At 58.1% G+C, this 25,334-nt stretch carries 15 protein-coding genes and 1 pseudogene; 3 read left to right on the top strand and 13 right to left on the bottom strand.

Annotation, left to right across the window (positions count from 1 at the left end):
• Positions 1-31: 31 nt before the first annotated feature.
• Together ACTG27_RS02685 and ACTG27_RS02690 are read right to left on the bottom strand one after the other, a co-directional pair.
• Entirely contained in the window at positions 32-1,237 is a 1,206-nt protein-coding gene (locus tag ACTG27_RS02685) for a c-type cytochrome (protein WP_439979046.1), read from the bottom strand.
• Positions 1,234-3,159 carry an NAD(P)-binding protein gene (locus ACTG27_RS02690; RefSeq protein WP_439979047.1) on the bottom strand — a complete coding sequence of 642 codons (1,926 nt, stop codon included), beginning with the start codon at positions 3,157-3,159 and terminating at the stop codon, positions 1,234-1,236. Before ACTG27_RS02690 ends, ACTG27_RS02685 begins: the two co-directional genes overlap by 4 nt.
• A 366-nt stretch (positions 3,160-3,525) precedes the next feature.
• Between ACTG27_RS02690 and ACTG27_RS02695 the strand changes: the two genes are divergently transcribed.
• Positions 3,526-3,900, top strand: a complete 375-nt coding sequence (locus ACTG27_RS02695) for a DUF805 domain-containing protein (protein ID WP_204381032.1) — start codon at positions 3,526-3,528, stop codon at positions 3,898-3,900.
• An 82-nt stretch (positions 3,901-3,982) separates the two neighbouring features.
• Here ACTG27_RS02695 and ACTG27_RS02700 read toward each other — a convergent pair whose 3' ends face one another.
• The 9 genes and pseudogenes from ACTG27_RS02700 to manA all read right to left on the bottom strand — a co-directional run bounded on the left by ACTG27_RS02700 (position 3,983) and on the right by manA (position 21,035).
• Positions 3,983-5,101 (bottom strand): ElyC/SanA/YdcF family protein, encoded by a 1,119-nt coding sequence (locus ACTG27_RS02700; RefSeq protein ID WP_439979048.1) that lies wholly within the window; start codon positions 5,099-5,101, stop codon positions 3,983-3,985.
• A gap of 300 nt (positions 5,102-5,401) precedes the next feature.
• A complete protein-coding gene (locus ACTG27_RS02705) occupies positions 5,402-6,154 on the bottom strand; it encodes a DNA/RNA non-specific endonuclease (RefSeq protein ID WP_199427235.1) in 753 nt (250 codons plus the stop codon).
• A gap of 233 nt (positions 6,155-6,387) precedes the next feature.
• Entirely contained in the window at positions 6,388-8,280 is a 1,893-nt protein-coding gene (locus ACTG27_RS02710; protein ID WP_005353181.1) for a PTS fructose transporter subunit EIIC, read from the bottom strand.
• A gap of 442 nt (positions 8,281-8,722) precedes the next feature.
• Positions 8,723-10,188 (bottom strand): annotated as a pseudogene (locus ACTG27_RS02715) (GH92 family glycosyl hydrolase); the annotation flags it as partial.
• Between the two features lie 72 nt (positions 10,189-10,260).
• Positions 10,261-11,160 (bottom strand): hypothetical protein, encoded by a 900-nt coding sequence (locus ACTG27_RS02720; protein ID WP_439979049.1) that lies wholly within the window; start codon positions 11,158-11,160, stop codon positions 10,261-10,263.
• Between the two features lie 306 nt (positions 11,161-11,466).
• The gene (locus tag ACTG27_RS02725; RefSeq protein WP_439979050.1) at positions 11,467-13,989 is read right to left on the bottom strand and encodes a GH92 family glycosyl hydrolase; all 2,523 of its coding nucleotides are present in this window, start codon (positions 13,987-13,989) and stop codon (positions 11,467-11,469) included.
• Between the two features lie 62 nt (positions 13,990-14,051).
• Complete coding sequence (locus tag ACTG27_RS02730; RefSeq protein ID WP_439979051.1) at positions 14,052-16,454, bottom strand: GH92 family glycosyl hydrolase; 2,403 nt, start codon at positions 16,452-16,454, stop codon at positions 14,052-14,054.
• Positions 16,455-16,509: 55 nt separating this feature from the next.
• A complete protein-coding gene (locus ACTG27_RS02735; protein ID WP_439979052.1) occupies positions 16,510-19,206 on the bottom strand; it encodes a GH92 family glycosyl hydrolase in 2,697 nt (898 codons plus the stop codon).
• A 638-nt stretch (positions 19,207-19,844) separates the two neighbouring features.
• Positions 19,845-21,035 (bottom strand): mannose-6-phosphate isomerase, class I, encoded by a 1,191-nt coding sequence (gene manA / locus ACTG27_RS02740; RefSeq protein WP_368152778.1) that lies wholly within the window; start codon positions 21,033-21,035, stop codon positions 19,845-19,847.
• A 116-nt stretch (positions 21,036-21,151) separates the two neighbouring features.
• On the opposite strand from manA, the gene ACTG27_RS02745 reads away from it, so the two are divergent.
• Both ACTG27_RS02745 and icd read left to right on the top strand, forming a co-directional pair.
• Positions 21,152-22,027: an AraC family transcriptional regulator gene (locus ACTG27_RS02745; protein ID WP_005347181.1), complete on the top strand. Its 876-nt coding sequence runs from the start codon at positions 21,152-21,154 to the stop codon at positions 22,025-22,027.
• 156 nt (positions 22,028-22,183) lie between these two features.
• The gene (gene icd, locus ACTG27_RS02750) at positions 22,184-23,437 is read left to right on the top strand and encodes an NADP-dependent isocitrate dehydrogenase (RefSeq protein ID WP_005347179.1); all 1,254 of its coding nucleotides are present in this window, start codon (positions 22,184-22,186) and stop codon (positions 23,435-23,437) included.
• 72 nt (positions 23,438-23,509) lie between these two features.
• Here the strand turns inward: icd and ACTG27_RS02755 are convergent, their stop codons facing one another.
• Positions 23,510-23,686, bottom strand: a complete 177-nt coding sequence (locus tag ACTG27_RS02755; protein ID WP_005337712.1) for a hypothetical protein — start codon at positions 23,684-23,686, stop codon at positions 23,510-23,512.
• Positions 23,687-23,994: 308 nt separating this feature from the next.
• Positions 23,995-25,326 carry a D-serine ammonia-lyase gene (locus tag ACTG27_RS02760; protein WP_439979053.1) on the bottom strand — a complete coding sequence of 444 codons (1,332 nt, stop codon included), beginning with the start codon at positions 25,324-25,326 and terminating at the stop codon, positions 23,995-23,997.
• Positions 25,327-25,334 lie beyond the last annotated feature (8 nt).

Raw genomic sequence — 25,334 nt, forward strand, 5'->3', positions numbered from 1 at the left:
TGGCGCTTGGCCAAGCGAGAGCGGCTTGCCCTTACTCCTTGCCGTGCAGCTCGCGCTGGGCCTTGACGGCAGCAGCCTTGATCGCCTGCTCCTCGTTGCCCCAGGAGGCGCGCAACGTATTGACCACCTCGGCGATCCGCTCGTCATCCATGGTCCAGCCGTAACCCGGCATGTGGTAGCCGAGATGACCGCGGGTGACGGGCGTCTCGGCGCCATGCAGCAGCACGTTGAGCAGGCTCGCCGGATCGTCCGCCAGCACGGTGCGGTTGTTCACCAGCGAGGGGATGACGTGGTCGTTGCCCTTGCCATCGACCCCGTGGCAGGTGGAACAGTACATGGCGTAGTCCGCCTTGCCGCCGGCACTGGCATAGGCGCGGGCACCTTTCGCTACCGCCGGCTCCGCTTTCAGGTCGGTGAGGTAGGTGGCGATGCTGGCCAGATCGGCGTCGCTGAAGTACTGGCTGCTGTGAGTGATCACTTCCGCCATCGGGCCTGCGACGGCCTGATGCTGGCTGCGGCCAGTTTTCAGCAGGTCGATCAGCGCCTGCTTGTCGTAGCGGTTGCCGCGAATGTCGGGGGCATACCAGCCGTCGAGGGCGGCACCGCTCAGGTAGACAGGGTCCGCCTCGGTAAGCGCTTTCTCCTGCATGCCAAGCCCGCGCGGAGTGTGGCAGCTGCCGCAGTGACCGGCGCCCTGCACCAGATAGGCGCCACGGTTCCACTCTTCGCTCTTGCCAGCGACCGGGGTGAAGCGGCTGTCGTCGTGATAGACCCAGTTCCAGCCCATCAGCGGCCAGCGCATATTGAGCGGCCAGGGGATGTCGCTCTCTTTGTTGGCCACGGCCAGCGGCTGCACATCCTGCATCAGGTAGTGGTAGAGGGCGGTGAGATCCTCGTCGCTCATCTTGGCGTAGGCGGTGTAGGGCATGGCCGGATAGAGGCGATGCCCATCGCGGGCCACCCCTTCGCGCATCACCTTGATGAACTCCGGCAGGCTGTAATTGCCGATGCCGTGACTCTTGTCGGGGGTGATGTTGGTGGCAAACACGGTGCCGATGGGGGTCGGGAACCCTTTGCCGCCCGCCAGCGGCTTGCTGGTTTCGCTGGTGTGACAGGCGGCGCAATCGCCCAGCTTGGCCACGTATTCCCCCGCAGACATGGCGGGGGCTGCGTTGGCGGCAAGGGCGGGCAGGGCCAGCAGCAGGGCGCTGGCGGTCAGTGACTGGGCGCGGCTCATTGGGCACCTCCCTTGCTCATGGCAACCAGCTCGTTGACGGCGCGCCACGCTTCGTCGATGGCGGCGTGGGCGTAGGGGCTCCAGCCTGCATCCGAGTTGGCGATGGTGATGTTGCCGATCGGTTGGCGACCCAGTTCAATCCATTTTTCGCACTGCGCTTCGTCATCAAACAGAGTGTTGGTGACATAGGAGTAGCCGTGAGACCAGCGGTTGACCGTGATGGCGAGGATATCCTGCTCATGGTTGAAACCGGCGCTGCCGAGCATCCCCTGCAGCTGTTCGCGGATCATCTGCTCATGCTGTTCGAACGGCATGCCGAGGATCATGGCGCGCCCCTTGCGGGACTGTTCGCGGGCCGAGAGGCCGCTGCCCGGCAGGGTCGGCACATAGACCATGTGCAGGCACATCGGCTGATCCGGGCTCTTGGGATGCTCATAGCCACCCATGCTGACCGGATAGTCGAGCTTGACCCGGCTGTAGGGTGCGGCGGGGGAGTAGACCTCGTGTACCCCCAGCTTGACGAAGGCTTGCCAGTTCTTGATCACCACCTTGGTGTAGACCAGCGGCGCCTTGGCATTTTGGCGCAGCGCCTCCTTCTGGGGCTCCGGCATCTCGGGCACCATGTAGGGGATCATCATGTTGTAGCCCGCCATGATCGACTGTTTGGCCCGCACCCGATGCAGTTTCCCCTCCTTGATGTAGGTGACATCCACCGCCAGCTTGTCATCGGCGAGGCGCACGTTTTTGGCCTGCAACGCCGTGCTGCCAAGGCGCAGTTGCACCTTGTGCTCAGGCAGGTCGAGTTTGCTGTAGTCAAACTTGGCCAGCACCACATCCTGCATGGTGTGACCCGGCGCCACTTGCGGAATGAGCTTGCGTACCATCAGGCGGGTGAGACCGGCGTTGCCATCGGGGAAGTGGAAGATGTAGGGATCGTCCAGCTCCGCCTGCTCCTCGGCATCCAGCGGCGTCAGATTGAGGCCGTCGAAACCCGGCAAGGCGCAGAGGCGCGCATCGGCGCAGGCGGTGGCGTCGATGCCGACCGCCTGGAAGTCGTTGGTGCGCTGCTGGAAGTAAGTGATCGCCCGCTCGCTGAGGCCCACTTTATCGCGCAGGAAGGTGGTGTAGCTGTTGCGAGTCACCCACTCATCCTGCTGCTCGCGGGTCATGCCGCTCAGGTAGTCGATCTTCGATTCGTGCAGGGCCAACAGGGCGGCCTTGTCAGCATCATCGAGGGGGAAGTCACCGATAAACTCTGCCAGTGGCCGGCCGTTCAGGCGATCGCGCGGGATATCATCCGCCACGTTGTGGCCCGGATCCCCGTTCACTATCTTGTTGACGCCAAAGTGCTTCTCGTCGAAATAGACGCCACGGCTCAGCCCCAGATCCGGATAGAAGGTCTGCTGGAAACCGGCGGCCAGCTCGTCGATGTTGACCTCCAGCGCCTTGAGCAGACCGAGCGCCACCGGGCTGTAGACCGAACGCGGTGATTGCAGGGATTCACTGCCGCCGTAACCCAGACGCAGGCCATCGGGGGTGGTGAACTCGTTGCGCTTGGCGTGGCCGCCGAAGTCATCGTGGTTGTCGAGTAGCAGGATCTTCTTATCCGCGCCGAGCAGTTGCTGATAGAAGCAGGCGGCGGCCAGACCGCTGATCCCGGCGCCGACGATCACCAGATCGTACTCCCCCTCGAGGGGAATATTGGCGAAGTCATACTGCTTGCCGTCACGGGCGATACTGTGGGCCGGTTCGAAAGAGCCCGGGTGGTTGCCGCGCAGCCCGGTGAGGGCGGGCGGGTAGGCCAGGGTTTTATCCGCCAGCGTGCTGCCGCCTTCGGCAGCCTTGAGCAGATTGATGGGGGCGACGCCTGCCGCAATGGTGATGGCAACGCCGTTGAGAAAATCTCTGCGTGTAATACTCATGGCTATCCCTGTGTTAGGAGAAGTAATGAATAAGTGGATTCATTATGGGAGGGAGACACAGATCCTGTTCAGGATTGGGCGCCGAATCTACCGCTATCCTCACGCTGAGTCCATACGATTGCTAATGGATTATTAAGCACCATTTTCCTGCTTGTGACGAGAGTGATGCGCTGATGGGGGGGATTTGCCCTGTTGCAGGGCAAATTATCTCTCGGCTCGGTCGGTCAATGATTGCCGCAGCTGATTAGTTTGGGAGGCGTTCGGGCATCATTGTCGACTCGGGGGGATGATCGCGCTAAGCTCTTAACTACTTGTTTTATCGACTCTCTTTTTATTCATAGGCATAAAGGCCACTCAGGAGGCGCAATGAACTGGTATATCTCGGTCCTCAAGCAATATGCGGTATTCAGCGGGCGAGCCCGTCGCACCGAATACTGGATGTTCGTGCTGTGCAACGTCATCGTCATGCTGTTGCTCGGCATGGTGGACAAGCTGATTGGCGGCGACAATGAGCTGATCAGCTCCATCTATTCGCTGGCTGTGCTGCTGCCATCGCTGGCGGTGGCGGCCCGTCGTCTGCACGATACCGACCGCAGCGCTTGGTGGCTGCTGCTCGGGCTTATCCCCATTATCGGCACCTTGGTTCTTATCTACTTTATGGTCTGCAACGGCCAGCAGGGGCCAAACCGCTTCGGCGATGATCCCAAAGCGAGCCCTTCGCAGGGCTTTATCGTCAGCTAACGGGCGCTGCTTGGCCAATCATCGGTCAATAAAAACAGAGGGAGGCATCACGCCTCCTTCTCTTTTTCGTGTTGATGGCCGATCAACGCTCGATCAGCGGGGCAGATCGGTAGCTCCACATGCCGTAGGTGCGCAGGGCGTCGCGGTAGATGCCGAGCAGCTCGCTCTCGCTCGGGGTGGCCAGCTCCTCGAGGGGTTTGTCGGGGTAGCTGACGCTCGCCACCTTGATGTTGGCCGGGCCAATCTGGTCGCAGGCGATTTCCAGCACCGTCTGCCCGCGGCGTACATGGCTGGCGGAGCTTACCAGCACCGCATAGTCAATCTGGTGGCGGGCGAGGGCATAGGCGCTGTAGAGGGCGTTATCCACCGTGCTTGTGGCGTAGTTCTCTTCAATCAGGCGGCTGCGGTCGATGCCGTGGTTGGCCAGCCAGTCTGCCATCAGCTTGCCCTCGGTCTGGCGGTTCTGGGGCACACCGCCGGTCAGGATGATTAGCGCTTCTGGGTCGGCTTTGGCCAGCTCAAGGGTGGTTTGCAGACGGCCCAGCAGGATCTTGTCCATGCTGCCGTCGGGATTGAGGGCGTAGCCCAGGGTGACGATGGCGCGTTTGCCCTCCCTGCTGGCTTTGACCTGATCCTCGGTTAGTTCGGTCTGCAGCGGGGCGGCGGTGATCCGCTGCACCCGGGCGATGATCTCTTCCAGATCGGCGGCGCGGCCACTGTTGCGATCCGCCACTTTCGCCAGATAGCTGCGGGAGGCCTCCTTGTTGCCCTTCACCAACTGCCAGATGGCGAGATAGCTGTTGATGTCGAGATCATCCGGGGCGACGGCCTGCGCCTGCTCCAGCAAGGTGATGGCGCGGCTCAGGTTACCGTTGTAGATCTGGGCGTTGGCTGCCGAGATGAGCAGGTCGGTGCGGTAGGGCTCAAGCTGGTAGGCGGCCAGCAGCCGCTCGGTCACCAGCCGCTCGGTCACCAGCTCCATATTGCTCGGCATCTTGGCGGTAAAACCGGCGTGGGAGATCTTGGCAGGCGACTTGTAGAGCTGCAGCGCTTCGCCGAGCAGCATGTCCACCGCCTGGCGTTTGCTGACCAGGGTATTGAGGTCGTGCTCCATCTGCATCGAGCTCTCGGCCGCTTGCAGGGCGAGGGGCGAGAGCGCCAGCAGGCCGCCGAGGGTGAGGGCAAGAAGGGTCTGTTTCATCAAAAGGTCCTCTGTCGGGCTGAATCGCGCCGTGGCGCAGCGGCTTGTGGGCCGATGGGATAAGGCAAATGTGCGTCAATTCAGTCTGTTAGTGCCAAAGAGAGGGCAATATACCAGCTAACGGTGCGGTAAACTGTGAGTCGGGGCGAGTCGTCGGGTGATGCCACACCTGTGGCCGCAAAAGTGGCCGCAACGGGTCAGCAGCCATCTGAAAGGGACAGGGGGAGCGTGACTCCCCCTCCCTCTGTTGCGATGCAAGACAGATGGTGTGTCAATCCATCTGTTGGCGAGTGTTCGCGGTCAGTTCCACATCGGGGAGATGCGGGCTTCCAGCGTCTCTTGCTGCTCTTCGGGCATATCGCTGAAGAAGTTGAGTTGGGTCTGCTCCTCCACCTCGCGCACCGAGACCCGGTAGTCGGCGATCTGGCTGATGGGCACCTCTTCTTGCGGCATTATAAAGGCGATGGCCTGCAGTCTGGCCGGGTCCATCACGATCTTGTAGTAGGCGCTCGGGATCGCCACACCCTGACCGATGGACTCTTCAGAGCCGGTAAAGATGGGGCCGGTGATCACCTGCACATCCTTGCGGGAGACCGCCCACTTGTTCACCTTGTCCTCCAGCACGCGCCACGCCTTCTGGTTGAGCACCCCGATCTGCGGTGTCATGTTGCTCAGCAGGAAGCTCTCTTTCATGGTGTTCTTGTTCGATTTCATGTCCCCCGCCGGGGCCTGATGGCCACGGTCGTAGCCCGAGCCCTTGTAGTCGGAGAGGGTGGCGCGGTAGGCAACCGGGATCTCCCTGTCCTCGGCGAAGGCATCCTTGCGCGGCACTGTGCCCTGTGCGCTTTGGGCGGTCATCCGGTAGGAGACCCAGTCCGCCACCTTGTAGTCGTAGTTGTAGCCGACCGCATACCCTTCACGGCAGAGCTTCTGATCCGATTCGGAGGGCAGGCCAAAGCGTACGTGGTCGCCACACGTCCAGTGAGCCGCCAGCAAGGGGGGGGCAGTGAGGGTGAGGGTAACAGCCAGAACCAATTTATTGATTTTTATCATTTTTGTGATGCTCCAGTTTAGTAGGCGGAGCCATTTGACATGAGATCTGACCAGCGCTTCAATTGCTGTTTTTTTACACGTCACCGTTCTGTGACGGCTCGCCAAGATCCGTGATGTGACTGGTTAATATGTTTTAAATCAGTGGCTTGGTCGGTGGGATGATGTGCGGTTGCTCGGCAGGCAACGAAAAGGGGCCCGCGATGGGCCCCTTGTACTGGTTGGTCTGATTGCTATCAGGCGGCGTTTGCCTTGTTGCCCAGCGTGCGGGCCAACAGTGCTTCCGGATTGTGAATCGCCTCCTTGGTCTTCACATCGATGACCTCGATATTGGTGAAGCGCTCGCGGTTCTTGATAGCCACGTCGTGGGCGAAGATGACGCAGCGGGCGTTGGCGACATCCTTGGCGGTAATGCGGTTGATGATGCCGTTGGCGCCCTGGGTCTCGACCTTGATCTTGATCCCCTGCTTGGCGGCAGCCTTCTGCAGGCTCTTGGCGGCGAGGAAGGTGTGGGCCACGCCAGACGGGCAGGCAGTGATGGCCAGTACGTCCGCTTCTCCTTCCGCTTCAATGATCTCGAAGCTGGTTTGGGTGGTGGTCACGTCATCTTCTTCGCTCACTGGCTTCTTCAGCAGGTTGACGATGATGGCGGTGGTCAGGGCGCCGAGGATGGTGCCGAGAATGTAACCCATCTTGCCTTCCACCACCGGCAGGACAATCCAGCCACCCCAGGGTGCGTGGTTGATACTGTGCATCATAAAGCCGGTGATGTTGCCGACGATACCGCCTGCGACGATGGCCGGGATAACGCGCATGGGGTCAGCGGCAGCAAACGGGATGGCACCTTCACTGATACCGATCATCCCCATGATGGCGGCCGCTTTACCGGATTCACGCTCCTCTTTCTTGTAACGCTTCGGAGACATAAAGGTCGCCAGTGCCATACCGAGCGGCGGCACACAGATGGCGATACCGACGCCGCCCATCAGCCAGGGCTGGGTGTTGACCTGAGTCTGGGCAAACAGGGTAGCAACCTTGTTGACCGGGCCGCCCATATCGAAGGCGGTCATACCACCCAGAATGGCCCCCAGCATCACTTTACCGGAGCCCGCCATGCTGGAGAGCCAGTGGTTCATCCCTTCCATCATGGCGGCGATCGGGGCGCCGATCCCCCACATCACGATGCCACACACCAGGAAGGTACCGATCAGCGGATAGATGAAGATGGAACCAAGGGAGGTCATAGAGTCAGGCAGCTTGATCCGTTTGAGCTGATTGACCACGAAACCTGCGATAAAGCCCACCAGAATGGCGCCAAGGAAACCGGTTTGATAGTGCTGAACGGCAATCCAGGAGCCGATCATGCCCGGGGCCAGGCCCGGCTTGTCAGCCAGCGAGTAGGCGATGTAGCCACCCAGTACGGCAGTAAACAGAGTCAGACCGGCGATACCCATGGTGGCCATGTCTTTAAGGAAGCCCGCTTCCGGCACGGCGCCCTTGCCGCTCATCATCACCGACAGGGAGAGCAGCACACCGCCCGCCACGATGAAGGGGATCATGTGGGAAGTACCAAACAGCAGGTGCTGCTTCATGGTGTTGAGGCGATCCTTGAAGGTGCGCTCTTCGGGGGCCGCCGGGGCAGTGGCTGCCGGTTTGGCGGCTGGCGCCGGTTTTTCCGCTTTCGGGCCTTGCTTGAGCAGGGTCAGGGCTTGCTCGACAGTGGTGGCCGCCTTCATCTGCTCGATAAAACCCGGCTCCAGCAGACGGGTAGAGAGCTCCGCCAGCACTTCGATGTGGTGATTGGCACCACCATCCGGGGAGGCGATCATGAAGATCAGCTGGGTCGGTTTGCCATCTTCGGCACCGTACTCGATACCCTGACGGCTGACACCGATGGCAATGGCCGGACGACTGACCGCCTTGCTCTTGGCGTGGGGCAGGGCGACACCCTGCTCGAAGCCGGTGCAGTCCAGCTGCTCGCGGGCCCAGATATCCTTGACGAATTGCTGTTGATCAGACACGGCGCCATCGCGCGCCAGCATCTGTGCCATCTCGTCGAACAGGGCCTCCTTGCTGGTGGCCTTCAACTCCAGGCAGATGAGTCTGCCGTTGGTCATGGTGGGTAACATCTCACTCTCCTTCCCTGTAAGGGCTAAGTCATGCGTTGCGAATTGGGCTCATTATTGCCCTCAAGGGTAGGGTTGGACAGGCGATGAATGTAGCAATAACTGGATTTTTGTTGCATGGTTTTGCTGGTGTGATCCAGCTCGCAAAGTGTTGTTCTTTAACTCAATAGTTGTTTTTGTTTAATTAATGGCAGGCTGTGACAGCGGTCAAGGTATGACAGAAAAACCCTTGTAATGGGATTTACAGCCATTTTTTGCGGTTTATTGCCCGATTTAAGGCAGATTTGAGAAAAACGGGTTAATGGCTGAACTAGGGCTTTCCACTGGAAAATAAAATGGCCCAGCGCTGATTGGATTTTATCAATCCATCTGGCGTGGGCCGTCGGGTATCACAAAGTGACATTTTCGGGTTGCGTGCTGAATGTCACCTCAATGCTATCGATCGTTACTTTTGTGGCGGGGTATCGCCCATCACGAAGTGGAGGTTGCCCCCCTGTACAAACTCCTTGTGCTCGAAGAAGAGACCATCCTTGAGCGGTTTGCCATTGATGGTGACCGACTGGACATAGCGGTTCTTGGCACTGTTGTTATCGGCGATGATGGTGAAGGTTCCCCCCTTGACCGGGATGGTCGCTTTGGCAAATAGCGGGCGGCCAATGGTGTAGACGGGATCTGCCGCATTCACCTGATAGAAGCCAAGTGCTGACATCACATACCAGGCAGACATGGAGCCCACATCCTCGTTGCCTATGATGCCTGCCGGGGTGTTCGAGTACATGGTGTCGAGGATGTAGTCGACTGTCTCCTGAGTTTTCCAGGGCTCCGATGTCCAGTTGTAGAGGTAGGGGATATGGTGGGAGGGTTCATTCCCGAAGGCCACCTGACCCATCATCCCGGTCATGTCAGCGGTCTCCGACCCCTGACTCTCGGCGGCAAAGGTGGCGTCCAGATTCTGCTTGAAGGCCTCTTCTCCGCCCATCGCGGTTTTCAGACCCTTGATGTCATGGGGCACAAACCAGGTCCACTGCCAGGCGTTGCCCTCGGTATAGTTGCCAGTCTCATGTTCGGTGCCATAGGGATCAAACGGCGTCATGAAGGAGCCATCGATCATCACCGGACGCATGAAACCGGTCACCCCGTACTGGGCGTATTCGGTCGCATTGTGGTCGAAGTAGCGCTGATAGCCGTTAGAACGGGCAGATAGCGCGCTTCGGCCGCTGGGTTGCCGGCCGCCTTGGCGATCTGGGCGATGGCCCAGTCATAGAAGGCGTTCTCCAGACCGTAGGAGACCGACTCGAGGGTGTAGTCAGCGAAGACGGGCTGACCGTCGATCCGCTGCACTGCCGGGGCAAAGCCGTTCTTTTCGATGTAATCGATGTGGTTGGTCAGGGTCTTGTCCAGCACCGCCTTGTCCCACTCGGTCGCCAACATGGGGTAGTTGGTATAGGTGGAGGAGTCGATGGCGGCCGTGAGCGCCAGATTTTTCTCCTGCGCAGTGAAGGCATCGGGGTATTTGGTGATGGCATCGGCAATCACCACGACCGCCGGATAGCCCACCATGGTGCCTGTCTCATCCCCCAGATGCTCCCACTTGGGCAGCAGGCCGCTCTCCAGATACTTCTGGATCAGGTTCTTGGCATATTGCACGGCGCGGGTAGGTTCGGTGATGGTCTTGAGCGGGTGCAGCGCCCGCTGGGTGTCCCACAGGGAGTAGACCGAGAAGTTGGGCTGTTCTTCGCTCGCCTGACCATAGTGGATCGAGTAGCTGCCTTCCCCCTTGGCCTGCGCCCCTTTGCCCATGCCGCGGTAGTTACCATCCACATCCTGATGGACGATGGGGGCGATCTTGGTGTGATAGAGGGCGGTGTAGAAGATCTCGCTTTGCTTCTTGCTGCCCCCCTCGATGGTGAAGTTGAGGGCGTTGGCCCACTTGTCGCGGGCATTGGCGCGGGCCTCGTCAAACGATACATCCCCTTCGGCCTGTTAGTTTTTCTGTGCACCGGTGGCATCAACCGCCGAGAGGGCAACTTTGGCATTGAGCTGGGCAGAACCGCCCTCTTCAAACTCGACGTAGGCGGTGACATCGGCATTGGATTTGGCCTTGTGCTCGGCGCTCAAGCCCTCTATCGGCACACCCCCGGCGAGGAGGTAGACCCCTTTGATCTTCTTGTCGAAGGTCACATGGAAGAAGATCTTCTGGTTTTTCGCCCAGCCGGAGAAGTGGGTGGCATCCCGCTCGCCGGTGATGGTGTAGCCATCTTCGCTGACAGTGAGCTTGTTGCGAAGCGAACTCGATCCCCAGTCGCTGTTGAGGATCGAATTCAAGTCGATCTTCAGTCGTTGTGGTTGGCCCTGCGGATAGGTGTAGCGGTGAAAGCCCACCCGCTCGGAGGCGGTCAACTCGGCCTTGATGCCATTTTCGGCGATACGCACCGCATAGTAGCCAGGCTCGGCCTGCTCGGTTTTTTTGTCCATTTTGACCGAGATGGCCTTGCGGTAATCATTGTTCGGCTCGATGTATTTGGCCTTATCTTCGGTAAAGGGTAGGAACAGAATATCCCCGAGCCCCCCCATGCCGGTGCCGGAGAGATGGGTGTGGGAAAAACCGAACAGAGTGTCTTTGTCGAAGTGATAGCCGGAGGAGGAGTGCCACCCTATCAGTTCGGTATCCGGCGAGAGTTGCACCATGCCTTCCGGTACCACGGGGCCGGGAAAAGTGTGACCGTTAAAGCCAGTGCCAACAAATGGATTCACGTATTGCAACACATTGGTTGGCGTTGGCTTTTGCTCGTCGTTATCGGTGCTGCTGTTATCTGAATCGCAGCCGGATAACATGGCCAGGGTGCTGGTCAGGGTAATAGCCAGAATATTTCTCTTGAACATATGGAACGGCTCCATCGTGTAGGGGGTGAGCAGTCAGAATTTATTTTTTGATGCCGGAGTGGTGCCTGAGTAATATCAAGGCTCGGCGCTGTCAATCCCGGCGAGCGCTATTATTCCCATGGCTTCTGTTTCATCGACAGAGTAAAAAAGTGTCATTCACTAGACTTTTGTGACAAGGCTGTCTGTTTGTGATCCGCATATCATGTGATGCAGCACGTCATATTTTTTGAGTGTTCTTGTGAATCGACCCAAAAAGAGGCCCAAAGGAAGCTTTGGGCCTGAACATATATTGATAATGCATGATGGCTATTTATTATCTGAGCGGGTCGGTTTTTGCGCCGTCATGATAAATTTCAGTTCACCACCTGCCCGAATATCGCTGTGGTTGAATGTCAGGTTTTCCCCCAACGGTTTGCCATTGATGGTGACGGATTCCACATAGATATTTTGGGGGCCATTGTTCTCGGCGCTCACGATGAATTTCCCGCCATCAATATCCATCGTCACCTTGTCAAACAGCGGCCGACCTATGGTGTAGACCGGGACTCCCGGCGTGACCTGATAGAAGCCAAGGGCACTCATGATGTACCAGGCGGACATTTGCCCCACGTCCTCATTGCCAATCAGCCCTGTGGTGGTTGGGTGGAAGAAGCTGCGCACCGCCTGATCCACATACTCCTGGGTTTTCCACGGCTCTTTGGTCCAGTTATAGAGATACGGAACATGGTGATCCGGTTCGTTCCCCATCACGAACTGCCCGATATAGCCGGTCATATCCCCCTGCGAGGTGTCGGCATTGGAGTTGGCGGTGAAGAGGGCATCCAGATTCTTCCTGAATTTCTCCTCGCCCCCCATCGCCTCTTTGAGCCCCTCGATATCGTGGGGAACAAACCAGCTCCACTGCCAGGTGTTGCCTTCGGTAAAGTCCTGTCCCCGGTGCTCGGCACGATAGGGCCAGAAGATGTCATAACGGCTGCTGTCGTTGATGTCACAGTTTTGTGGTGGCGTAACGGGGTTGCCATTGTTGTCGATGGCACAGGAGGGGTAGTTGTTGACCCAACTGCCATCGTAATTTTTGGGGCGCATAAAGCCAGTCGAACCATATTTGCCATATTCCGCCGGGTTGTAGTCAAAATAGGCGCGCCAGGTAGTAGCCCGGGCCAGATAGCGGTTCTCGGCGGATTTGTCGCCAGCCAGACGGGCCAGCTGGGCGATGCACCAGTCATAGTAAGCGTTCTCGACACCGTACGAGACGGATTCGTTGACCAGCTCATCGTACTTGTCCTGCGCCATGCCGCCCTCTTCCGGCTTGTATTTGACGTTGGCCGGAACATAGCCGTGCTGCTCGGCATACTGACCGTGGCGGGTCATCACGGTGAAGCGCTTGTCACCGTTCCAGGGATCCTTATAGGGCACCCAGCTTTTGGTCAGCTCGAGGTCAAAATTGGCGGAGACGTTGGCCGCCTGCAATGCCAGCTTTATCTCTTCCGGCGTGAATGCATCCGGATATTTGACGATGACATCGGCGATGATGGAGACCGCCGGATAGCCGACCATCTCGCCGGTATAGTCGGAGTGCAGCTCCCATTTGGGCATGATGCCGCCGGTTTTATATTTGTTGAGCAGATCGTGCACATAGTCGATGGATCGCTCTTTTTCGATGATGGTCTTCAATGGGTGGGCGGCGCGGAAGGTGTCCCACATGGAGTAGACCGAATAGTTGGTAAAGCCCGGCTTGGCCTGATGCACCTTGCCATCCATTCCGCGATATTGACCATCCACATCCTGATAGACGAAGGGGGCGATGTAGGTGCGATAGAGCGAGGTATAAAACATCGTCTTGTCGGCATCGCTGCCACCCTCCAGGGTGAACTTATTGAGCACTTTCGCCCATGCCTGCTTGTTCTCCTGCACCACCTGATCGAAGCGGTAGCCATCTTCATCGGCGCGCAGGTTGGCCATGGCCCCCTCAATGCCGGTGCCCGAGATCGCCATCTTCATGGTGATGGGCCGTTCCCCTTTGGCAAAGTTGAGTTGGGTCACCACATCCCGTACCCGGGGTCTGGTTTCGCCATACCCGATGTAATCGGCCAACCCCACCTCTGTGTCGTTGCTCAATTTGCCATCGACATAGAGGATCTGATCCACAAACGGCTCGGAAAACTCGGTGTAGAAAAAGACCGTCTGCCACTGCCCCCACTCGTTGCTGGTTCTGGCTCCGGCAATGGCGTTGTCGCTCACCCGCCTGAAGTAAATATTGCGGGAGTGGTTGCCATACTGCTCCAGCAGCTCGTGCTGCAGATCGAGCTGGACTTTACGATCTTCACCCGCCGGATAGCTGTAACGGTGGAAGGCGACCCGCTGGGTGGCAGTGAGTTCGGCCTTGATGCCGGTCTCCACCAGATCCGCTTTGTAATAGCCTACTTCCGACTGTTCGCTCGTCTTGTTGATGGTGACCGGGTCGGTATTGCTGCCGGTGAAGGGCAAGAAGGCGAAATCATTGAGATCCCCCTTGCCTGCCCCCGAGATATGGGTGCTGCTGAAGCCGGAAAGCTTGGCCAGATGGTGGTGATAGTCGGAAGGGGATCCCTTGCCATTCCAGTTGGCCGGATTCCAGTTGTCCGGGCCCGGCTGGATCATCCCTTCCGGCATGACAGGGGCCGGATTGACATTGCCCAGCCCATCGGTGCCGATCAGCGGATCGACATATTGCAGCACCTGCAGGGCATTGTCGGGGCGGCCATTGTCAGTAGTCTCATCGTTTGTGTTGCAGCCATAGAGGCCAAGCAGGGCTGTCACCATGATGGCCAGCTTGTGGGGTTTGAACATCGTAGTTCCTCAAATTCCGGAGATGAACAAGCGGCAAGCCGGGTGGCTTGCCGCTTGTAGAGTTACGGGGTCGGTTGCTGGTTGGTCATCACAAAACGCAGCTCACCACCGGGACGGATCTCGCTGTGGGCGAAGGTGTTGTACTGGTTGAGTGGCTTGCCATTGATGGTGACCTCTTTGACATAGAGGTTGTCCGGGCTGTTGTTCTGCGCTACCACGTTGAACTGACCGTCGGGCAGGTTGATGGTGACCTTGTCAAAGATGGGACGGCCGATGGTGTAGGTCGGGTCGCCCGGGGAGATTTGATAGAAGCCCATGGCACTCATGATGTACCAGGCCGACATCTGGCCAACGTCTTCATTGCCGATCAGGCCATCCGGGGTGGTTTTGTAGAACTCCTTATAGACCCGGTCGAGGTACTCCTGCGCTTTCCAGGGCTGAGCGGTGCGATTGTAGAGATAGATGACGTGGTGTGAGGGCTCGTTGCCATGAATGTACTGCCCGATGTAACCGGTCATGTCCTGATGTGCTTCGCCCCCGTTGGGGTCGGCATTGAACAGGTTGTCGAGCTTGTCGTTCAGTCCCTGCTGGCCACCCATGATCTCGGTCAGCTTGTCGAGATCCTGCATGAATGACCACTGCCACTGCCAGGCATTGCCCTCGGTGTAGTAGAAGGCATCCGACTTGTAGGGATCGAAATCGGTTGGCGCGTATTTCAGGGCGCACGGGTCGCCGTTTTTCAGCTCGGTCGGTACGAAGAAGCCTTTGCCATCGGCATTGCCAGCCTGGGGATCCCAATGTTTGAGCGAGTTGTAGGATCGTGCCTTGAACTCCTGATAGGTGGTCATGTCGCCCGCGGCTTTCGCCATCTCGGCGATGGTCCAGTCGTAAAAAGAGAACTCCAGCGAGTAGGAGACCGAGTTCCAGTTGGGATAACGGACGCACTGCTCTTTCTCGTGATAGCTGAGCTGACCGGCCATCAGCGCACTCAGGATGTCGTCATGGATCTGCGGGTAATCGGCAGGCCGGTAGTGGGCCGATTTGACCGAGGCTTCCAGTGCCTCTTGCGCATCGATCAGCCCCTTGGTCACCGCATCGGCAAGGATGGCCGCCGAGGGGTACCCAATCATGGTGCCGGTTTCCGAGCCGTGGCCTTCCCACTTGGGCAGCAGGCCGAACTCCACGTTGGATTTGCGGATCAGATCCTTGGCGTAGAGAGTCGCCTGTGGCGGGTCCATGATGGTCCACATGGGGTGAACGGCGCGGAAGGTATCCCAGGTCGAGTAGATGGAGTAGTTGGGGGTATCACCTGGTTGCAGGGTGCGCAGGGTGCCCTGCATATCAAGATACTTGCCATCCACATCGTAGAGCTCGATAGGGGCGATCATCATGTGGTAGAGGGCGGTGTAGAAATTGGTCTTCTCGGTTTCCGTCCCCCCTTCGGTTTTGAGTGTTGCCAGCTTTTCGGCCCACGCGTATTCGGCGTCTGACTTCACCTTGGCAAAATCAAAGGTGGGGGCTTCCGCTTCCAGATTCTTCTGTGCTCCTTGCCAGCTCACCGCCGAGATACCGACCCGGATCTCGAGCGGTTGGTCACCCTGGCCAAAATTGAGGTAGGCGGTCAGGTCATCCCCTTGATAGACGCTGTTGGGGCGCATCTCCCGGGTCGGCATCTTGTCCTGCTCGCCCAGCATGGCCTTGGCCACAGGTTGGTTGAATTTGGCGTAGAAGAAGATGTTCTGGCCCTGATGGTTCTGTCCCTGGAACCAGCCAGTGGAGGTTTTGCGGCCACGCAGGGTGTACTCATCCACCACTTCGATTTTGTTTTTGAGCGACTGGCCGTTGTTGTTCAGCAGAGTGTGGCCCAGATCGAATTTCACATTCCGATCCGCTCCTTTGGCGAAGGTGTAACGGTGCAAACCGACCCGTTTGGTGGTGGTCAGTTCAACCTCAATCTCCCCCTTGTTCAGTCTGGTTTGGTAATAACCGGCGCTGGCGTGCTCATTGGTTTTGTCAAAGGCGTTTATTTGGGCGTCGGCCATCTCGGCGTAGGGCAGTACCAGAATGTCGCCCAGATCGGTGGCGCCGGTGCCGGAGAGATGGGTATGGGAGAAGCCGTAGAGCGGAACATCGGTTGCGACGATCTCGCCCGTGAGGTAATTGGAAGAGTCCCAGTAGCCGGAGGCTGAGTGCCAGGGGTTGAGTCCGCTCTCGTGATCGGTGTTGGATCCAATAAAGGTATCCGGCGAGAGCTGCACCATGCCAGCAGGGCGGGTGGCACCGGGGAAAGTGTGGCCTGATGCGGCGGTGCCTATCATGGGGTCAACGTATTTCAGTACCGACAGATCGACACCCGGAGTTACCGGTTTCTCGATAGCGGTAGACTCGCTCTCACTGTTGCAACCGGCGATGCCACCGGTCAGCGCGGCAATCACCGCAAGAGAAAGAAGATTGCACTTGAACATGGTCATTCCATTTTTGAGTGGTGATGGGGGAGGGAACCCTCCCCCGAACAGGTGATTAACGGGAACCGGCAGGCAGGTTGCCTTCGTGCAGGAAGGTGCCGATACCTTGCGCGGGCGGCAGATCTTCCGGCTGGCTGGCCCAGTTCTGGTTGGGGCTATCGCCCATCACGAATTCAAGCTTGCCGCCACTGAGGATTTCCTCATGGGTGAGGTAGCTGCGATTGAACTCGCTGCCATTGAGGCGAGCGGACTGGATGTAGATGTTGTCGCGGCTGACATTCTGGGCCGTGACGGTGAACTGCTTGCCCGCACCCACATCGAGCGAGGCGGTTTCGAACATGGGGGTGCCAATCTCGTAGATGCCGGAGGAGGCATTGACCGGGAAGAAGCCCAGCGCCCGGAACACGAACCAGGCAGAGAGGGTGCCAAAGTCATCGTTGCCACAGATGCCGTCAGGGGTGTTCTTGTAGCAGACGTTGGTGGCTGCCACGATGGCGGCCTGTCCCTTCCAGGGCTGTCCTACGTAGTTGTAGAGGTAGGGCACATGGATATCGGGCTCGTTGCCCTGCACATGCTGTCCCACGTTGCCGGTGTTGAATACCGGGAACTGGTTGTCGCCAGCGTTGCGATCCGGATAGGTGCTCCAATACTCGTCCAGCCGTTTGGCAAACAGTTCACCCGGTTTGGCCTGAGGATTCTGGGTCTGGTCGAACCGGGTCATCAGATCGACCAGGCCATGAATGTCATGTTGAACGCTGAAGGCGTATTGCCAGCCGTTGGACTCGGCGAATGACCAGTTGAACATGTCGGGGCGCCAATCCTTGCCCACTGCCCGGCCGGTTTTCGGGTCTACCCAGCCAGCATCGATGAACTTGCCATCGTAGTCACGGGCCTTGAACCACCCTTTGTACTGCTTGCCGCCAAAGTCAAACTGCGCCTGCCAGTTCTTGGATCTATCGGCAAACTCCTGATAGCGGGGGTCACTTTCGCCAAATACTGCCTTGATCGATTGGGCGATCGCCCAGTCATTCATGGAGTACTCCAGCGAGTAGGAGGAGGTCCAGGCATCCTTGAAGGGGGAGTGCGATTCCCAGTCATTGCCCGGCGGAGTGTCATGCAACTGGGCAGGCACATAGCCTTGCTGCTCGTACTCCTTGATCCAGGCGACTCCCTGGCTGGTGGCTGCGCGGGCATCGGTGATCATGGCGGTCACCAGTCGCTCCTTGATCTCCTGACGTTCCGCATCGCTGAAGCCCAGCGCGATCATCCGTCTGTCCAGCGAGCCTTTGGAGAGCACGTCGTGGATCACCGGGGTGGAGTGCATCCCCATCATCATGCCGGTCTCGTTACCCTTGAAGGTCCACTCCGGCAATCTGCCCTTGCGCAGGTTGCCCAGATCGTCCATCCACTCCTCCTCGGCGTAGGAGAGCATGGAGAGCACCACATCGGCGAGGCGATCCGGTTCCAGCAGTGACGAGAGGGGTTGTACTGCGCGGTAGGTGTCCCACAGGGAGAAGGTGTCGTAACGGGTAAAGTCCGCTTTGCCATCCCGGTTGGCATCGGCGGTGCGAACCGACTCCTTGAGGGTATCGATCTGCTCGCCCCACGGTGTGTTGCCATCCGGATAGGCGTTGCGCCCCTGATGGACCTGGCGGTAGCGTCCGTCCAGATCAGAGTGAATGGTCTGGCCCAGATAGGTGTGGTAGAGCGCGGTATAGAAGGTCTGTTTGTACTCCTCATCCCCACTGACCCGGATCTTGCCCAGCTCCTTTTCCCATTTTTGGGTCGCAGCCTGACGGACATCGTCAAACGACATATTGGCCACTTCGGTCATGTTGAGTGAGGCGCCAGCGTTGCCATCCCGGCCGACCTCGACGTTGGAGAGGGCTACCTTGGCCTCGACAGTCAAGCCCGCCGCTGCGGTATCAAATTCCACATAGGCACGCGCGTACTGATATTTGCCACGGGTCTCGTTGCCGATCTCGGTGGTGCCTTCCGGCAGGTCCAGATAGCGGTTTTGGTCTTTGTCAAAGTAGGCGAAGCGGATGTTTTTGATGGGCTGGTCGAACTCCATCACGAAGAACTCTTTCTGGCTGGGGGCCCAGCCGTCAGAGAAGCGATGGCCCTCGATCCGGTTGTGGGTTTTGTCCCATTTCAGATAGGAGTCGGAGGTGTAGTCCCAGTTGACCTTGAAGCCGAGGTTGACCACGATTTCCGATTTTTTATCTTGCGGGAAGGTGTAGCGATGAACACCCACTCGATCCGAGGCGGTCAGCTCGGCCTTGATCCCGTAATCCTTCAGATTGACCGTGTAGTAGCCCGCTGTTGCCTCTTCATCCTTGTGGCTGTAGCGGGAGGCCTCCAGATTCAGTGAGGCCGACCCCTCGTTCAGCATGAAATTGGAGCGTGAGTTGATCGGCATCACCAGAATATCGTTGAGGTCTCCAGCTCCGGCCCCCGAGAGGTGAGTGTGGGAAAACCCGGCGAGGCGGTTGTCGTGGTAGTAATAGCCGGAGATATATTCCCAGCCATTGGCCCCATTATTGGGCGACAGTTGCACCATGCCATGCGGGGTAGTGGCACCAGGATAGGTGTTGCCCAAATTACCTGTGCCGATGAACGGATTGACGTAACGGGAGACGTTAGTCTCTTTATTGTTATCGACAGCGGTATCCGAGTCATTTTGACAACCGGATATACCAACCAGGCCAGCCAGTACGGCACACGCGAGCAGGGAACGTTTCAGTTTCATATTTGTCGCCACAGGTTAATGAAAGTAGGGTATCGAACATATAAAAACAGATAATGCAGAATGCCGGGCCAGCCAATGAATATCTGCCGGCTGAGATAGCCATCTTCATGTATTACCCCGACTGTCACTGGATATAGATGGTGACGGGGGGAATATCAGCCAGATAAAATGGATAGTGAAAACGTTCTGGCCATACAGGCGGAAAAATAAATGCGCAGAAAAATAACAGGCACCTATAGCCTGATTTAAAAATCGCCCCTTACACTTATGAAATAAGTGGCTGAGCTGTGTTACATCTGGAATATATAAATGCTCTTAAATGTTTTTCCTGCTGCCTGTAAATTAACGGTTTCTATTATTTCGTTGATTAATATCCTAGGACAGAGGAAAAAAATGGCATTAACTGGATTTTTATGACGTGTGGGGAAGGGTGTGAGCTGGCTCGCATAACTGCAGGGTGGCGTGACCAGGGAGGCTAAATGATATTAATCATTATAAGTCAGCGTGTTATTCTTCGATGTTGAGTTAAATGACCGATTTTGTGAGTCGTACCGGGCTCCACATGGTCAGATGAGCTGAAAAAAAGGGCCATGCTGGGCCCTTTGAACAGAGGGTGATGAGCCGATGGCCCACCAGGATCAGCGGTTGCTGGCGCGGGCAAAACGCCCTTCAGCCGTCACGCGATAATCGCCGGTGCTGGCGGGTACAAATGCAGATTGCCCTATGGTCAGTGTCAGACGCTCGCCATCCTGGCCAATGAGGGTTATGGCCCCATCGATGGCGAACAGGATCTCGGCATTGCCGGTGGTGAGGGCATGTTCGCCTGCGCCATATACGCTGAAGGTGAAATCCGGTACCGGCACGTCGAAGTGCTGTACTGTGCCTTCCATGCGAGGGGTGAGCAGGATCTGGTCGTCCGGTTTGGCGACACAGCTGGTGCAGGCCAGCAGCTCCGGCACATCCATGTATTTGGGGGTCAAACCGGCACGCAGCACGTTGTCGGAGTTGGCCATGATCTCGAGGCCAGTGCCGTGGATGTAGGCGTGGGGGGTCTGGGCATCGAGGAACATCGCCTGACCCGGCTCAAGTGTTACCACGTTGAGCAGCAACGGCGAGAAGAGCCCCACATCCCCCGGGTACTGGTTGGCCAGCTTGCTGATGGTGGCGAAAGTCTCTTCATCCTGATGGGCGGCTGCATAGGCCAGCAGGCCAGCCAGCGCCTCGTCCTTGCGATCACCGCTGAGGATCAGCAACTGGTGGAAGAAGTGCTGCAGGCCAGCTTCATCCTGTGACTGGCGAAGCGCCGCGGTCAGGTCGACCAGTGCGGGCAGCGCCATGCGATCGAACAGGGCCAGGATGGCAGGGATGGCGCGAAAGCCGTTCATCGCCTGATAGCGGGTGAGGGCAAAGACCAGCTCCGGCTTGTGGTTCGGATCCTTGTAGTTGCGGTTGCTCGCCTTGATATCAATGCCTGCGGCCTCTTCTCTGGCAAAACCGGCTTCGGCCTGTGCCTTGCTCGGGTGTACCTGAATGGAGAGGGCTTGCTCGGCGCAGAGCACCTTGAACAGGAAGGGGAGTGAGCCGAAACGAGCCTGGGTAGCTTCGCCCAGCATGGCGACGGGGTTGGCGTCAATCAGGCTGGAAAGCTTCACGGTCTCGCCTGCCAGGGTCACTTCGGAGCAGCCATTGGGGTGAGCGCCCATCCACAGTTCAGCTTGTGGTTTGCCTTCGGGATTTTTGATGCCAAACAGCGTGGTCAGGGAGTCACGACTGCCCCAGACATAATCCTGGATCGGGTTGCACATTAGAAAAAACGGCGGGTAGCTCATGGATGGCTCCTTGTATCAGAACGATTTTTTGGGAATTTCAGTCTGGCGCGGACTATAGCATGGCAGGGGCAGCGCACCGCAATCGGTTGCTCTCTGCATCTTGATCAGGATCATTCATGAGTATCATCTTTACCCAGCTGTTGGACGGCTTTCTAAGTGAGGGGGGAGGCTTTGAGAAGGTGTTGTTTGCCTCTGACAAAGGGGTGCCTCCCTGCTTCAGTTATCAGGTCAATTTTCCGCGTCTCGAGCTGGTATTCAGTGGCCACTATCTCAACCAGATCTGGTCCCCGGAAGGGGATGTGCAGTCGGTACAGATGGGGCCGCGGGAGGCGATGTACATTCCCCCTAACGGCTGGAACAAGCCGGATTGGGACAATGACTGTTCCGTGCTCAGCCTGTTGTTCGGCAAGCGTCAGATAGGGTTCAGTCTGGTGAGCAAGCACAAGGGAGACACCGGCTTCTTCGATGTGCAGAAGCACAGTATTCAGGCCGGTGCCGGACGGGCGCTCGATCATATCCTGCTCTCCCTCAACACCCTTGCGCAGGAGCCGATAAGGGCACCGATGGACAATCACCTGCTGCAGGCGCTGCTAAGTTATTCACGGCAGTTGCTGGTGGAGTCGGAGAGCGGTCGTCCTCGTGGCTCCGATCTTTTTCATGGCATCTGCATCTACATTCAGGAAAATTTCCACCGCCCCATCAGCCGCGAATGCATCGCCGCCCGCTTCAATCTCTCCCCCAGCCACCTCTCACGTCTGTTTCGCCAGCAGGGGCACATGCGGCTGGCGGACTACATCAGCTGGGTGCGGCTGGAGCGGGCCAAGTTCATGCTGAAAAAGTATCGCTTCCGTCTCGAAGAGGTCGCCAATCGCTGCGGGTTTACCGACGTGAACTACTTCTGCCGGGTGTTCAAACAGAAGACCGGCTTGACCCCTTCCCAGTACCGTTCCCTGAGTCAGCCGCAGGCGGCGGCCAGCGAGCTGGAGGGATAACGGGGCTGTGTCGGGAAGGCGTGGTGACGGCGCACTGGCGGGTGGCTACCTCTTTGGTCTGACATGCTTTCTTGTCGTTTTATTATGAAAATGAATGGGCTAAGATGGCCGCGCGCAACAAACAAGTTGATAACAAACGGAAGTTAGGAGATGCCGATGGAAAGCAAAGTAGTAATCCCGACCCAAGGTCAGAAAATCACAGTCGATGCCAACGGCAAGCTGCAGGTTCCCAACCATCCGATCATTCCGTTTATTGAAGGGGATGGCATCGGTGTTGACGTAACCCCGGCCATGTTGAATGTGGTGAATGCTGCGGTCGAGAAAGCCTACAAGGGCGAGCGCAAGATCGCCTGGATGGAGATCTATACCGGCGAGAAGTCGACTCATGTCTATGGTGAAGGTGCCTGGCTGCCGGCCGAAACCCTGGATTTCATTCGTGAATATTGCGTGGCCATCAAGGGCCCGCTGACTACTCCGGTCGGTGGCGGTATTCGCTCCCTCAACGTAGCCCTGCGTCAGGAGCTGGATCTCTACATCTGCCTGCGTCCGGTACGTTACTACGACGGCACCCCGAGCCCGGTGAAACGTCCTGATCTGACCGACATGGTGATCTTCCGTGAAAACGCCGAAGACATCTACGCCGGTATCGAGTGGAAGGCCGACAGCGCCGAAGCAAACAAGGTGATCGCCTTCCTGCAAAACGAGATGGGCGTGAAGAAAATTCGCTTCCCCGAGTCCTGCGGTATCGGCATCAAGCCGATGTCCAAAGCCGGTACCGAGCGTCTGGTGCGTGCCGCCATCGAGTATGCCATCGACAACGATCGCGACTCAGTGACCCTGGTGCACAAGGGCAACATCATGAAGTTCACCGAAGGTGCCTTCAAGGATTGGGGTTATGCTCTGGCCCAGAACGAGTACGGTGCCCAGCTGATCGACGGCGGCCCCTGGTGCTCCTTCAAGAACCCGAAAACCGGCAAGACCATCGTCATCAAGGATGTCATCGCCGATGCCTTCTTGCAGCAGATCCTGCTGCGTCCGGCCGAGTATGACGTCATCGCCTGTATGAACCTCAACGGCGACTACATCTCCGACGCGCTGGCCGCTCAGGTAGGCGGTATCGGTATCGCGCCGGGTGCCAACATCGGTGACGGCGTGGCCCTGTTCGAGGCGACCCACGGTACTGCGCCGAAGTATGCCGGTCAGGACAAGGTCAACCCGGGCTCGCTGATCCTCTCCGCCGAGATGATGCTGCGCCACATGGGCTGGGTTGAAGCGGCCGATCTCATCATCAAGGGGATGGAAGCGGCGATCCGCAACAAGACCGTCACCTATGACTTCGAGCGTCTGATGGAAGGGGCCACCCTGCGCTCCTGCTCCCAGTTTGCTCAGGACATGATCGACCAGATGTAATTTGCTGCTTGCCAGAAACGTAAAACCGGCGCCATGTGCGCCGGTTTTTTTATCGCGAAAGAGTGAAGGGGCTTATTGCGCCTGCTCTACGTGTTGCTGATAGCGTTGCTGCCATTTGCTGGTTTCTGCTTCATCACCCTGGGCCTTCCAGAAGGCGCAGATGGTGTTGGCAAGTTCCGAAGCCATCGCGTGATCTCCGTCACGTCGACTCATCAGATAATCTCCCAGCCAGCTTTGATATTGTTTCATTACCCGATCTCCTTATCTCATGTGCCCTTGAGGGTGCCCACCTTGACGAGAGCCTGTTGGCTCATCCTGGGGGGAACATCATCAGGCATGATGGTGCAAAGTCACGACCCGGGCAGAGAGCCCGATGGGCAATCTGGCGGCGAACGTGACGCGAGATGTCAAAAAATGAGCGCCATTTTAGCACAAACTGACCAACTTGGGGAAATTGTCGCCATGGATTGCGACAGAACTGCCCCATCCCCTTGTTCCCAAAACAGAAAACCCGCCGTGATGGCGGGTTGATTTGCAGATAAATGTGGCAAAACAGCCTAGATCTTGGCGCTGGCCAGGTACTTTGCCATCTCTTCGGCGGGCACCATGCCACCGCCGGTGGCCCACACCAGATGGGTGGCCTGTGCCATGGTTGCGGCATCGAAACCGCGCCCGGTGAGCCACTCGGGATTGGCTGCCACCCGCCACGGGCCGGCCATACCCGCCAGGGCTGACGGTTCGAGTGTGATCTGCTCATCGCGCGCCAGCAGCCCGAGCAGGTCATACATCTCCTGATCACTCAGGGTGTAGAAGCCATCGAGCAGTCGTTCCATGGCGCGGCCGACGAAGCCGGAGGCGCGACCTACCGCGAGGCCGTCGGCTGCGGTGAGGTTATCGATGCCCAGATCCTGCACCGCAATGGCATCGTGCAATCCGGTGTGGACCCCCAGCAACATGCAGGGGGAGTGAGTGGGCTCGGCGAAGAAGCAGTGAACGTTATCCCCGAACGCGAGCTTGAGACCAAAGGCCACGCCGCCCGGGCCGCCACCCACGCCGCAAGGGAGGTAGACGAACAGCGGGTGGTCGGCATCTACCTTGATGCCCATCTGGTCGAACTGCGCTTTCACCCGCTCGCCCGCCACCGAGTAGCCGAGGAACAGGGTGCGGGAGTTCTCGTCGTCGATAAAGAAGCAGTTGGGATCCCGCTCGGCCTCTTTGCGCCCCTGTTCCACCGCCACCCCGTAATCTTCGGCATATTCGACCACGATGACGCCGTGTTCACGCAGCTTGCGCTTCTTCCACTCCCGCGCATCGGCCGACATGTGGACGGTGACGGTAAAGCCGAGCTTGGCGCTCATGATGCCGATAGACATGCCAAGGTTGCCGGTGGAGCCTACCGCGATGCTGTACTGGTTGAAGAACTGGCGATACTCCTCGCTAAAGAGCTTGCGGTAGTCATCCTCTTCGCAGAGCAGACCTGCCTTGATCGCCAACTGTTCGGCGTGAGTCAGCACCTCGTAGATACCGCCTCGAGCCTTGATGGAGCCGGAGATGGGCAGATGACTGTCTTTTTTCAGCAGCAGTCGACCGGTGACCTCAACCCCGTAGCGCTGGTTGAGCGTAGCCTGCATCGCCGGAATAGCGGCGATCTCGGACTCCAGAATACCGTTGCTGGCGCGGGTCTCGGGGAAGGCTTCGCACATGTAGGGAGCGAAGCGGGCCAGCCGAGCGGAAGCGTCCGCCACATTGTTGTTATCGAGCCCCACATAGGGCAGACCGGCAGCCAGAGTGGTGGTGTTGGGGTTGAACCAGGTGACTGGCTCAAGCGCGATCAGGGATTGCACCAGTGGAAATTGCGCTGTGAGCTGTTGTACGTCGATGTTTTTCATAGTGTTCT

This window comes from Aeromonas sp. 97A (assembly GCF_051919185.1).
Classification (GTDB): Bacteria; Pseudomonadota; Gammaproteobacteria; order Enterobacterales; family Aeromonadaceae; genus Aeromonas; species Aeromonas veronii.